Here is a 12,418-nt window from a genome sequence, read left to right on the forward strand (position 1 = left end):
AAGAACGACTGAGTTTACGCTGTGGGTTATTTTGTCTAGGAGGGTAAAGTTGTGCAAGACACTTTTACATTATTCGAACCATTATTTTATTTTATTTTAGCACTATCACTTATCATGCTTGTACTGGCGATTATTCCAAAATATCGCTCGCGCTTTTATCAAACATTCTTTGGGGTTAGTAACTTAGTATTCATCATATTACTATTTTTCACAGAGGGTATTGTTGTTGAAGAATTTGATTTAAAAGGTGATGAGGTAACTTTTTCACTTGGTATCATCGCTGTTACAATTAATATATTAGCTGTATATTTTGCCTTTCGTAAAAGAAAAGTATAAAAAGAGACTGGGACAAAATACGTCATGTTCCTTTTTTAGCGTTTGCCACGAAAAACCGGAACCGCGCCGTAGCGCGATTCCGGTTTTTCTTATGCCCATAGGAGAGGTTGCTTTTACACGTATTTCTCAATCTCTTTTATAATTCATATTTTAAAATTTTTCCTGTACTATTTTTAGGTAACATCTCAATTTGTTGAATACGTACCGGACATTTATAGCGTACTAAACGTTTCGCACAATATGCTTTTAAATCTTCTTCATCTAGTTTCGTATTACTTACAACAAACGCTACAACTTCCTCATCTAGTTGCTTACTACGTTTTCCGACAACTGCTACCTCTGTTATATCTGGATGACGATATAGGACTTCTTCCACTTCTTTTGGGTAGACATTGTATCCACCTACCAAAATTAAATCTTTCTTTCGATCTACAATCGTCACATACCCTTCCGAGTCGATAAATGCTAGATCTCCTGTTCGTAGATAATGCCCTGTAAAAGCCGCAGTAGTTGCTTCAGCATTTTTATAATACCCTGCCATCACATTTGGTCCACTTACCGCAAGCTCGCCGATATGCCCTGTTGCTACTTCGCTTAATCCTTCATCTATAATTTTAAGCGACACATTTGGAATAGCCGTCCCTACTGTACCTATTTTAGTGCGCCCTACAGGATTAAAACATGTAACAGGAGAAGCTTCTGATAAACCATACCCTTCTGAAATTTGTATATTAAAGATATTGGCAAACTTTTCGTGAATGGCAAGTGGAAGTGGTGATCCTCCAGAAATAGCTAAACGCAAACTACTTAAATCTCGTTTCGTAGCTGCTTGTACCATATAGTTATACATTAATGGAACGCCTGCAAATAATGTTGCTTGTTCACGTTCAATTGTATCGAGTACAGTAGTTGGACTAAACCGTGGTAAAATAATTAACTTCGCTCCAACAAATAACGGCGCATTCAAAGCTACAGTTAATGCAAACACATGAAATAACGGTAATGCGACAATAACGATATCCGTTGTCTTATATAAGAAAAACTGTGCAACATCTCGCGCATTACTATATAGATTTAAATGACTTAACATAGCTCCCTTTGGCTTACCTGTTGTGCCTGATGTATATAAAATTAGTGCGGTTTCTGTATCCGTCACATGCCAATTTGTAGGTTTACATCCTTCTACGTGATTAATCTCCTCAATCGTTGTATATGGTACTTTACCAATTCCATCCGTTGAAGCAACAATAGCATACCTAACGTCTCCATTATCTAAAATGTACGATAGCTCCGCTGCTGTATAGTCTGGATTTAAAGGCACCGCTACTGCTCCAATTACCCAAATAGCATATAGACTTTCCACAAATGCTCGATGGTTATCCATGATTAATGCAACATGATGTCCTTTTGATACACCTTGTGTACGTAAATGAACGGCAATCCCTTCAACTCGCTCACATAAAGCCTCGTAATTCACTGTTTGCCCTTCAAATATGAGCGCAGCGCGATCTGGCTGCTGACTTGCTAATCGCTGTAGTAAATTCAACATGCGTCACCTCTTCTACCCTTTATTATACAAAAAAGGAATCGTACCCGAAACAGGCCGATTCCTCTATATTATTTTAAATGCGCTAAATAACGCCAACGAATCAAATAGAAATACAATAATTGTAGTCCAGTCATAATTCCCACTACCATAATAAGCGTTTTTGCAATCGATAAATCCGCAATACCTTCCCAAAATACTTGAAGGCCAATAAAAGCAAAACTGCTGTTAACTACTGCCACACCCCATGGTAAAAAGAATTGTGGAATAAGTTGGCGGTTTACCAGTTTACGTATTTCTCGATCTGTTACGCCCATTCGTCGAAGTGTCGTATACTGAACTTTGTCACGATCTAAGTTTGCATATAATTTAAAGTAAATAAAACTACCTGCTGCTAAGAAGAATACTGCAGAAGCTAAAATACCGATAAATAAAATGAGCGCAAAGGTTGAGCGTAGAATCTCGTAATCAATCCCATTATTTTTATAATAAAACGGCGTTGTTCCTTGGCTGTTCGTTAACGATGCCTCTGTCATAATATTATCGAGTGCATGCCCAACATATTGTGTAGCAGTCCAATCCTTAACAGTGAATGCGAAGATTTTATCAATGCGACTACCTGTATGATAGCCTTCTTTTAAATTATAAAGACGCGCATAATCATTACTCTCTACAACAATCGCATTAACACCCAATTGATCTTTTGAAAAGAAGCTGACAGGATACGCACCTTGAATACGAATATTCACATCATTTTCAACCAATGTTGTCTTTATATCTAATGTATTCAATGTTTTATACGCTTCATCTGAATATGGAATAAACATTGCATGACCGCGTTTCAAATCGATGGTGGGTTCATCTAATGCTTTTGCTAACTGATTAAATTGTTCCTCACTAACAACTTGAATTGCCTTGCCCGTTTTTGAAGACGTCTGTGGTTTCACTTCGAGCATCGATAGTTGATAATCTAAATTGCGATCATTTAACTCATCTTCTAAACTCATCAAATGCTGATATTCATACGGATTATCAAGTTTACTAATATAAATCATACTAATTGGATTAATTTGATGATATTGATGTGTAAATGCCGACATCGAACTCAATGTACCTATCGCTAAAAATGATAACGTTGATACAATCGACGAAATAAAAAACATACGAGAATTTGCTTTTAGCATTTTTGCATACTCTGACCAAGCAAGTAAGCGATATTTACGCCAATAAATTTTCTTAGACTTCCTTAACAAATCAATTATAAATAACACCGCATCACTAAAGAAGAAATACGTCCCAATCATCATAATCGGTGGCACAACGAGCGCTAAAAACAGCAAATTACTTTTATCTACATTCAACATAATATAATAGGTTAAACCAAGTAATAAAAATCCTGTAATAGCACCCATTTTCGAATAAAGCTGTGGTTGAATATTTTTATCTGTTCCACGTAATAAGTAAATTAACTCTTGGTCTTTAATTGTTAGAACACTTAAATGTGACACTACAATAAAGAGCGTTGCAAATGTCAAAATCGTTAGCATAAATGGTTTCCATGAGAAATAAATTGGCAATGCGGAAATCTGTAAAATTTCACGAATGACCATAAAGAAAAATTTTGAAAAAGCAAAGCCAAATAAAATCCCCACAATAATCGATGCAAAACCAATTAGCATCGTTTCAAGCGTTACTAGTTTATTGAGTTGCTGCTTCTCCATCCCAAGTTGCATTAAAACCCCAAATTCTTTCGAACGCGCTTCTAAAAAAGCACGCATCGAATAAAAAAGGAAAAAAAGCATAAACAACACTAAAATGATTTGTGCAAAGTACATACCACGAAATGCAATATCAATCATAAACTCATTTTCAACCTTAGGATGATACATCAACATCGAATAAATAAAAAACACCATTACCGATGATACACTAGCTAAGAAAAAGGCTGCATAAATACGATGATTTCGTACAACATTACGATAAGCGAACTGACGAAAACTCACCGACATGACCTCCTAATAGGCTCAACACATTTAAAATGCGTTGGAAAAAGGTTTGACGATGGTCTTCACGGTAAATTTCATTGAAATATTCGCCATCCTTAATGAATAACACACGGTCACAGTAACTAGCTGCAATCGGGTCATGTGTCACCATAACGATGGTTGTATTATCTCGTTTATTAATTTTCCCAAGTAACTCAAGCACATCCTTCGATGAATTTGAATCTAAATTACCTGTTGGTTCATCTGCTAAAATAAGCGTCGGTTTATGAATAAGCGCACGCCCAATCGCTGTTTTTTGCGCCTGACCTCCTGAAATTTCATTAGGCAGACGATGTAAAATATCCTCCATGCCTAAATGATGTGCAAGCTCTGCAACGCGAGCTTCCATCTCTTTTACATTCATATTATCAAGCGTTAATGGCAACACCATGTTTTCTTCGACATTCAATGTTTGGAGTAAATTAAAATCTTGAAAAATAAAGCCTAATTCTCGACGACGGAAAAAAGCCAATTCATTTTTTTTCAATGTATGCGGATTGACACCATTGACTAAAATTTCCCCGGCTGTTGGTCGATCAACTGTTGAAATCATATTCAAAAGAGTTGTTTTACCACTGCCAGATGGCCCCATGACTGCGATAAATTCACCTTTTTCTACTTCGAAGCTTAACTGATTAATCGCACGATGCGTTACTTTGCCCTCATATACCTTTGTCACATCATTAATTTCTAAAATCGCCATTAAAAATCCCTCCACTTATGACAAATTGAATGTCACCGTTACCGTTGTACCAGCGTCAACTGCTGAATCAATCGTTAATGTATGGCCTAGCTTGTGACAAATCTCGTCTGCTAAATACAGCCCCATACCTGTTGATTCACCAGATTTACGACCATTTTCACCCGTAAAGAACGCTTTTTTTACACGTTTTAAATCGGTGGACGGAATACCTATCCCTTCATCACGCACATGCAACTTCACTTCATTTGCGGATGTTTCTGTTGTAATATACACTTTCTTACCCTCTTCAAATGTATACTTCACAGCATTCGTAATAAACTGGCCAATAATAAATTTCATCCATTTCGAATCCGTCATGACGAGCGTTTCTTCCGCGATCTCGACGTTTGGAAAAACTCGATTCGTAATAAATAAACGTTTGTTTTGATTGACGACTTCCATGACAAGATGTTTCAGATCAACCTTTTCAATATGCATATCTTCTTCAAATGTATCAAGACGCGCATTCATAAGTACCATTTCAAGCCCATGCTTTAAGCATTCTACTTCTTCTTGTACACCTTTTTTATCAAGCTCATCTGGATCTTGTAACATCAACTCTAATACGGCAAGCGGTGTCTTCATTTGATGCACCCATTGATTCATAAACTGAAGATGACGATTTTGCGCTGCATACAATTCCTGCGCTTCAAGCTGATAAATACGATACAATTCATGCACATATTCTTCACTCTGAATTTGCTCAGCCGTTTTCCCAGTTGATTGGAGTGCATCCTCCATCGTTTTTGGTACTTGTAAAATTTTTTCATAATAGCGTTTACGAATAATATAACGAGTCACCAAAAATGTTCCTGTTAGCATCAATGTAATTAAAATCGAATAAATTGCTGTATTCATATCACGGAAACCATCTAGCCAATATAAAACTAAAATAAAACCTACTAGAAAGATTTCAAATATAATAATCGATACATGTTCGCGTAAGAACAGCCACACTAATTGCATCGCTACACTTCCTGACTATTCAGTACGAAACGATAGCCTGCACCTCGTACCGTTTCAATGGTTGATAGTACATTGTAATCTGCTAGCTTTTTACGCACGCGTGTCATGTTCACATTTAATGTGTTTTCATCTACAAAAGCTTGGTCATCCCAGAGTTCTTCAAGTAAGCGTTCACGTGAGACTACCTTTGGCGATTCCCCCATCAATAGCTCCAAAATAACACTTTCTTTCTTTTGTAATGCTAGTTGATCTGTTTTTGTATGCAGTTCCATGCGTTCTAAATAAAGTGTTAACTGTCCTAACTTAATCGTACGTTCTTCTTGCTTTGCCGCATACTCGCCATATGTACGGCGTAATTGGCTTTTAATTTTTGCTAGAACAATTTCGTAATGGAATGGTTTTGTAATGAAATCATCGCCACCATTTTCGAGCGCAAAAATTTGATCCATCTCGCCTGAACGAGCTGAAATATAAATAATTGGTACCGTCGTAAACTGACGTAGTTGACGACACCAATAAAACCCATCATAAGATGGCAAGTTTATATCAAGCAGTACGAGATGAGGGTCGAACGCTTTAAATTCTTCAATAATCTGATCGAACATTTCCACTGTTTTCACTTCGTAGTGGTACTTGCGAAGTGTGTCCGCAAGCATATTTGCGATTTTCGTATCGTCTTCTACGATTAAAATCCGGTGGGTATTCATCGATTCTCCCCTCCATTTCTGTTAATACATTAATTCAACAAAATCTTCTAATGATGTACCACCAAAATAGCGCGGTACATCGATTTCTTTTAACGCCTCAATAATCGATTCTTTTTCATAGCGTTTTCCTACTAAGGCCTCTTCAATGTCCTTCATATCGCCAATCCCGAAAAAGTCCCCAAAGATATGGACGTCTTGCATGATACCTTTGTTCACAGTTAAGCGTAAATCGATAAAGCCCGATGCAAATTTTTTCGAACGTTGAATGTTGAATTTTGGTGATTTACCGTAATTCCATTCCCATTTTTGATAACGTTCTTCCGAAATTTTATGGATTGCAGCCCAGTCTTCATCTGTTAAATCATAGTATTTTACATTATCTAAGCCACCGAAAATTGATTTTAAAATTTCTAATCGGAAATCTTCAACTGTCATCGATTTATCTTCTAACATTTCTATCACATTCGTTACACGTGAACGTACAGATTTAATCCCTTTTGACTCGATCTTTTCTTTTTTCGGACGTAGCGCATTTACGACTTCGTCAATATTTGCATCAAACATTAATGTGCCATGGCTAAACATACGACCGTTTTTTGAAAACATTGCATTACCTGAAATTTTACGACCATTTGCTAAAATATCATTACGACCAGAAAGCTCTGAATCAATGCCCATATTTTTAAGTGCATCTACTACAGGTTGCGTGAATTTTTTAAAGTTTTGGAAGTTGTCACCGTCGTCAACTGTTAAAAAGCTAAAGTTTAAATTTCCTAAATCGTGATAAACTGCACCGCCGCCTGATAAGCGACGCACAACAATAATTTCTTTTTCATCTACATAGTCTGTATTGATTTCCTCAACTGTATTTTGATTACGACCAATGATGATTGATGGCTGGTTAATATAGAAAAGTAATAATCCCTCATCAACATTTAAATTATTTAATGCATACTCCTCAATTGCTAAGTTAATACGTGGGTCATGAATGCCCTTATTATCAATGAATAACATGGAATAAATCCTCCCTTTTTCGTTCTATAAATATTTTAACTTAAATTTGATTTTTTGTATTGACTTTTAATCTTCTGTTATAATACAATAAGTAACAACAAATCAGTAATATAACAGATTGAAGGAGGAGAATGAATATGTTAGAAAACGTAGTAGAATTTTTCAAAAACTTACCAGCTAAGAATTGTGCAGAATGTGGTGAAAAAATTGAGGAACAAAGTGAGTGCTACTCTAACACTTGCGAAAAATGCAATTCTCTATAAACCTTAATCACTGACTATTACTGTATTAATCGCTACCCCAATGGCTATTAATACTCTCATTCATAATTTGTCGTTTAAATACTTTATGAATCTATAATTAAATCGCTTAACGAAAAGAGGACACGCCCCCAACGTGTCCTCTTTTTTTTCGTAGTAATACAGTTTTATGCTTTTTTCACTGCTAACTCTACTGTTCTTTACTATTAATTAAGACGTATAAAAAAAGAACTGTAGTAGCACAGTTCTTTACATGTCTTCAAACGCATATAGTGGCAAATATAATGTCACTGTTGTCCCTTTGCCAACTATACTGTCGATTTTCCATGATCCATGATGCACTTTTATTAATTGATCAACAATCGAAAGGCCAAGACCACTGCCGCCATCACTACGACTTCGCGCCTTATTCACACGATAAAATCGCTCTGAAACATATGGTAAATCTTTTGCTGGTATCCCTATTCCATAATCTTTTACTTGTAACTTCGCCGTCTTTCCTTCTCTACAAGCAGAAACAAATACAGTTGTTCCAGCATCTGAGTAGCGAATCGCATTTTCAATCAAATTAACAACGATTTGTTTCAACTTTTCTTCATCCGCTTCAACAATTAGTTCTTCATCAGCCTCTACAACGATCCTCATTTGCTTAACCTGCGCTCGCTGCTCTGCTAACGCTGTCGCCTCGCGTAACGACTCGGCCAATACAAGTGGCATCAGTTCGATTTTTTCGATTTGCTCTGCACGAGACAATTGTAATAATTCTGTTGTTAGTTTTTCCATACGTTCCGCTTCTCTCGCTATTAACCCCAGTTTTTCATCACAATCTTCTTTCGGAATAAGTCCGTTCGCTAGTGCTTCACTATAGCCTTTAATATAGCTAATTGGTGTCCTAAGCTCATGTGAGACATTTGCCAAAAATTCTTTTTGTTGCTCATCACTTTTTTGAATAGAGGTAGCCATTTCATTAAACGTCTGTGATAACTGACCAATCTCATCCTTCGATGTCACTTTTACACGTGTTGTGTAATCACCATGAGCCATATCATGTGACGCCTTTTGCAAGCGTTTAAGCGGCTTCATAATAACTCCAATACCTTTTATTGTAATAAAGGTCATAAAGGCTAAGAAAAGCAATGCTGCAATTATAATGAGTGTAATATCTTTCGAGGCTAGTTCTGTAATCTTTTCGAGCGGAAAATATAAATATAAAATTCCTTCTAGTCGTTCATTATCAACAAGTGGCACAACAACTGAAATTAATTGTCGATCAAAGCGTTTCTCATAACCTTGCTTCGTCACTGTATTCCCTTGCAATAATTGCTGCCTTTCTTCCGGTCCAATGAGTGTATCGTATTCTATATCAAACGGCACACAAGCACTTAGCTCACGTGGATTTCGTACTGCAAAAACATTTATATTTGAATACATATTATAACGGTCAACTGCTTCTACAAAATCATCTGCTACTTTACCGCCGTCATACATCCCAGTGAGTTTGGTTCCAACTTCAATCATAGATTGCTTTGTATCTTGCACGTATAAACGCTCATATAAAAAATTAGTTAAGGCGTACATAAAAAATACTGTAAATACTAAAAAAGAAACGACTAACAGCCAAATTTTTGTCGATAGCTTTTTCATTATTGGTCACATCCAAAGCGATAGCCTATTCCCCAAACAGTTTGAATATATCTACTTGCAATCTTTCCTAATTTTAAGCGTAATGTTTTGATATGTGTATCAACTGTACGTGTACCACCTTCATAATCATGCGACCATATTTGTGTTAATAATTGTTCACGTGTATAAACGATATTCGGATGTTTCATAAATAAATGTAGCAAATCAAACTCTTTCATCGTAAGCGACACGCGCTTCCCATCATAGGTTACTTTACGCGCAATTTCATCAAGTATAAGTTTTTCATAATGTATATTCGATGAGGTCTGGTGTATAGCGCCTGCACGACGTAATACCGCTTCGATACGTGCTACTAATTCTTCTCCGCTAAACGGTTTGACAATATAGTCATCTCCACCAAGACGCAAGCCATGAACTTTATCCTCATTTGCATCTTTTGCTGTTAAAAAAATAATGGGTACATTCGATATCTCCCGAATCTCTGCACACACCTCAAAACCATCTTTTCCAGGCATCATCACATCAAGTAGCACAAGATCGATATCTAATTGTGCCAATAAATCAAGCGCTTCTTGACCATTTGATGCCTCGTATGTTTTTAGGCGATCTTTCTGTAGCATAATGCGTACAAGCTCTCGCATTGGTTGTTCATCGTCTACAATTAAAATCGTCGTCATCTACTTTTCCCTCACTAACAATTGAAATGGTCCAGTACCAACTGTTTGGCTACGCTCTACTTCTGTCCCGTTTGTCCAATAAATTTTATGATCATCATACCCTGCCACAATAATATGTCCTGAAAAGCTTGCAAGTGTAAATGGATTTGCGCCAACTTCCTTACTTGAAATCTCTTTACCGTCTGTATCTAGCTTATGCAGCACATTCTCGCCATGACTCAATACATAAATCGCATTATTATCCTTTAAGAAAGCAATCGGCATCATTGGTAGTTTCACTTTTTTTAGCATATCACCTGTTTTAATATTAAGTCTTACTACATTGTCATTTGGTGTACTGCCTGAACCATGTCCACCAATCCATAATTCATTATTAACAACTACTAGACCATTAGATGACGCTGGAATTTTCCATTCATGCTGTTTTTGAAGTGTTTTTGCGTCTAATACACTCAACATTGTATCTTTAAAATTCACGACAAATAATTGATGGTTATACCGTATCATCGACATCGGATACTTTCCTACCTTTTGCGTTGAACGCTCTTGACCGTTTTCATCATATGCGGATACTGTATTAGTCCAGCTATTCGCTAAATAAACAAGCTTCGTCTGCTCATCATAAAGCGCATTTGTAGTCCCTTCACCTGTTTCTATTTCAGTTACTCTTTTCCCTGTACTTAATTGAAAAATATCAGCATGTTCTAGGTCATGACCATATAATAAAATGCGGTCATCGCCAATCAATGTCGCGCCACTATAAGCTTCTGCAAGTGGCCATACCGCAAGCTGCTTCCCCTTTGAATCAATAAAATCAATCGAGGGCTCTTGAATATTCACTGATGCAATAAAATCTGTTTGTGTATCAATCTCTGAATATGCAGAATGATTGCACGCCACAAGCAAACTGCTAAGAAACATTATTCCAAGTAATTTAAACCGCACAATCATTCCTCCCTTTCCTTTATTGTAACGAATCGTTGTGAAATGTCTGTGAACTATTAGAGAAAAATAAAAGAGGCTCGCCTAAGCTTGCCTCTTTCTATCATTTATTTAAATAACTCATCTAATAATTCTTCTGCACTCTTCATTCCTTGCTCAATGCACTTTGGCAAGGAAATGCCTTCATAAGAATTACCCGCAAGGCGAACAGTTGGAAACGCCTCATAGAGTTCTTTTTTCGCATGCTTAATTCGGTCAATGTGGCCGATTGTATATTGTGGCATAGAATCTTTCCATCTCGATACAACCGTTTCAACTGGCTGCTCTGTTACACCAGACAATTGCTTCAAATCCTCAATAACTGTTTTTTCAATTTCGCTATCCGATAATTCAACAATGGCAGCATCACCCGTGCGACCGATATAACAATTCAGTAATGTATATCCTTTTGGCGCAATATGCGGGAATTTCATCGTTTCATTTGTAACGGATGTTAACGAATAATCGCTATTACGTGACATATAAACATCAGTACCATCAAACTCTGGTAACGTCTCGTCTTTAAAAATCATCGAAACAGAAGCTACTGTATTGGATGGAATACTTTTTAAATCTTGTAATAATTGTTGCTCGCTAAAAAGTTTTTGTGCTGCCTGGTGAGGCGTCGCAATAACGACCCCATCTACTAACAGCTTTGATTTATTATTGAGCGCTAAACAAACACGGTCGTTTGATTTCTTAATTGATTGCACACGTACACCCTTCATTAGCTGACCATTAAATGCATCTGCAAGAGCATCAACGATAATATCCATTCCATTTGTAAATGTTTGCACAGAAAAAGCATTATGCTCCTCTGTAAATGTACGTGGATCCATTGATGTTAACTCACGGCGCATTCCTCGCATGACACTTCCCGTTTCCTGCTCATATTGTAGCAAGGTTGGTAATGTCGCTTGAAGGCTTAGCTCGTCGATGTCGCCAGAAAACACACCCGATAGAAAAGGCTCTATTAAGTTTTGTACAAATTCTTCGCCAAAACGTCGGCGCATAAATTTCCCGAGAGATTGATCCCCATCAATTCTGCTCGGTGGTAGAATCCAATCTGCTGTAGCTCGTACTTTTCCGCTCCACGACACCAAGTTCGATGCCATAAATGGTTTGATTTGTGTTGGAATCCCTAGAATAGTGTTCTTTGGGACTGGCTGCAGTTCTTTGTTGTTCACCGCAATATATGTTTTTGCATTCGCTGTTTGTACTAGGTCATGATCAATCCCTAATTTTGTCGCTAAATCTAAAACAGTATGGTTGCGGTCAATAAAAGAATCTGGCCCGCGTTCAATTATAAAACCATCCTTGCGTAGCGTTTGAAGTTTCCCACCTAAACGATGAGAACCTTCTAATAATACGATTTCTAATGGATAGTGATGTAATTTCGCCTGTTCCTGCAAATAGAACGCTGCCGATAAACCGGTGATTCCGCCACCGATTATGGCTACCCTTCGCGTATTGTCAGTCACATGTATCATCACTTTCTAT

At 37.1% G+C, this 12,418-nt stretch carries 12 protein-coding genes; 2 read left to right on the forward strand and 10 right to left on the reverse strand.

Features of this window, described 5'->3' with window-relative positions:
* The first annotated feature begins 51 nt into the window (after window positions 1–51).
* Window positions 52–336 carry a DUF4293 family protein gene (locus ACFSY7_RS01610; RefSeq protein WP_380146574.1) on the forward strand — a complete coding sequence of 95 codons (285 nt, stop codon included), beginning with the start codon at window positions 52–54 and terminating at the stop codon, window positions 334–336.
* Between the two features lie 136 nt (window positions 337–472).
* Here ACFSY7_RS01610 and ACFSY7_RS01615 read toward each other — a convergent pair whose 3' ends face one another.
* From ACFSY7_RS01615 to ACFSY7_RS01640, 6 genes are all read right to left on the reverse strand, one after another.
* Complete coding sequence (locus ACFSY7_RS01615; RefSeq protein ID WP_380146616.1) at window positions 473–1,882, reverse strand: long-chain-fatty-acid--CoA ligase; 1,410 nt, start codon at window positions 1,880–1,882, stop codon at window positions 473–475.
* Window positions 1,883–1,953: 71 nt separating this feature from the next.
* Window positions 1,954–3,891 (reverse strand): FtsX-like permease family protein, encoded by a 1,938-nt coding sequence (locus tag ACFSY7_RS01620; protein ID WP_380146575.1) that lies wholly within the window; start codon window positions 3,889–3,891, stop codon window positions 1,954–1,956.
* Window positions 3,857–4,630, reverse strand: coding sequence for an ABC transporter ATP-binding protein (locus ACFSY7_RS01625; RefSeq protein ID WP_139995479.1), 774 nt, complete (start codon window positions 4,628–4,630; stop codon window positions 3,857–3,859). Before ACFSY7_RS01625 ends, ACFSY7_RS01620 begins: the two co-directional genes overlap by 35 nt.
* A gap of 15 nt (window positions 4,631–4,645) precedes the next feature.
* On the reverse strand, window positions 4,646–5,635 hold the full coding sequence (locus ACFSY7_RS01630; RefSeq protein WP_380146576.1) for a sensor histidine kinase: 990 nt from the start codon (window positions 5,633–5,635) through the stop codon (window positions 4,646–4,648).
* A 2-nt stretch (window positions 5,636–5,637) separates the two neighbouring features.
* Complete coding sequence (locus ACFSY7_RS01635; protein WP_380146577.1) at window positions 5,638–6,342, reverse strand: response regulator transcription factor; 705 nt, start codon at window positions 6,340–6,342, stop codon at window positions 5,638–5,640.
* 21 nt (window positions 6,343–6,363) lie between these two features.
* Window positions 6,364–7,356: a lipoate--protein ligase gene (locus ACFSY7_RS01640; RefSeq protein ID WP_126991237.1), complete on the reverse strand. Its 993-nt coding sequence runs from the start codon at window positions 7,354–7,356 to the stop codon at window positions 6,364–6,366.
* A gap of 137 nt (window positions 7,357–7,493) precedes the next feature.
* On the opposite strand from ACFSY7_RS01640, the gene yhfH reads away from it, so the two are divergent.
* The gene (gene yhfH, locus ACFSY7_RS01645) at window positions 7,494–7,619 is read left to right on the forward strand and encodes a protein YhfH (protein WP_081715080.1); all 126 of its coding nucleotides are present in this window, start codon (window positions 7,494–7,496) and stop codon (window positions 7,617–7,619) included.
* 246 nt (window positions 7,620–7,865) lie between these two features.
* Here the strand turns inward: yhfH and ACFSY7_RS01650 are convergent, their stop codons facing one another.
* From ACFSY7_RS01650 to hemG, 4 genes are all read right to left on the reverse strand, one after another.
* A complete protein-coding gene (locus tag ACFSY7_RS01650; protein ID WP_380146578.1) occupies window positions 7,866–9,260 on the reverse strand; it encodes a sensor histidine kinase in 1,395 nt (464 codons plus the stop codon).
* Entirely contained in the window at window positions 9,260–9,937 is a 678-nt protein-coding gene (locus ACFSY7_RS01655; RefSeq protein ID WP_380146579.1) for a response regulator transcription factor, read from the reverse strand. The genes ACFSY7_RS01650 and ACFSY7_RS01655 overlap by 1 nt, the downstream gene beginning before the upstream one ends.
* The gene (locus tag ACFSY7_RS01660; RefSeq protein WP_380146580.1) at window positions 9,938–10,882 is read right to left on the reverse strand and encodes a YncE family protein; all 945 of its coding nucleotides are present in this window, start codon (window positions 10,880–10,882) and stop codon (window positions 9,938–9,940) included.
* Window positions 10,883–10,986: 104 nt separating this feature from the next.
* Window positions 10,987–12,408 (reverse strand): protoporphyrinogen oxidase, encoded by a 1,422-nt coding sequence (gene hemG / locus ACFSY7_RS01665; RefSeq protein ID WP_380146581.1) that lies wholly within the window; start codon window positions 12,406–12,408, stop codon window positions 10,987–10,989.
* Window positions 12,409–12,418: the final 10 nt, after the last annotated feature.

Source organism: Kurthia populi, from assembly GCF_042686175.1.
GTDB classification, from domain to species: Bacteria; Bacillota; Bacilli; order Bacillales_A; family Planococcaceae; genus Kurthia; species Kurthia populi.

What these genes read in the sequence shown, in the direction of transcription:
- ACFSY7_RS01620 (WP_380146575.1), bottom strand. Translation starts at nt 3,891, where the DNA reads ATGTCGGTGAGTTTTCGTCAGTTCGCTTATCGTAATGTTGTACGAAAT.
- ACFSY7_RS01625 (WP_139995479.1), bottom strand. Translation starts at nt 4,630, where the DNA reads ATGGCGATTTTAGAAATTAATGATGTGACAAAGGTATATGAGGGCAAA.
- ACFSY7_RS01630 (WP_380146576.1), bottom strand. Translation starts at nt 5,635, where the DNA reads ATGCAATTAGTGTGGCTGTTCTTACGCGAACATGTATCGATTATTATA.
- ACFSY7_RS01635 (WP_380146577.1), bottom strand. Translation starts at nt 6,342, where the DNA reads ATGAATACCCACCGGATTTTAATCGTAGAAGACGATACGAAAATCGCA.
- ACFSY7_RS01640 (WP_126991237.1), bottom strand. Translation starts at nt 7,356, where the DNA reads ATGTTATTCATTGATAATAAGGGCATTCATGACCCACGTATTAACTTA.
- yhfH (WP_081715080.1), top strand. Translation starts at nt 7,494, where the DNA reads ATGTTAGAAAACGTAGTAGAATTTTTCAAAAACTTACCAGCTAAGAAT.
- ACFSY7_RS01650 (WP_380146578.1), bottom strand. Translation starts at nt 9,260, where the DNA reads ATGAAAAAGCTATCGACAAAAATTTGGCTGTTAGTCGTTTCTTTTTTA.
- ACFSY7_RS01655 (WP_380146579.1), bottom strand. Translation starts at nt 9,937, where the DNA reads ATGACGACGATTTTAATTGTAGACGATGAACAACCAATGCGAGAGCTT.
- hemG (WP_380146581.1), bottom strand. Translation starts at nt 12,408, where the DNA reads ATGATACATGTGACTGACAATACGCGAAGGGTAGCCATAATCGGTGGC.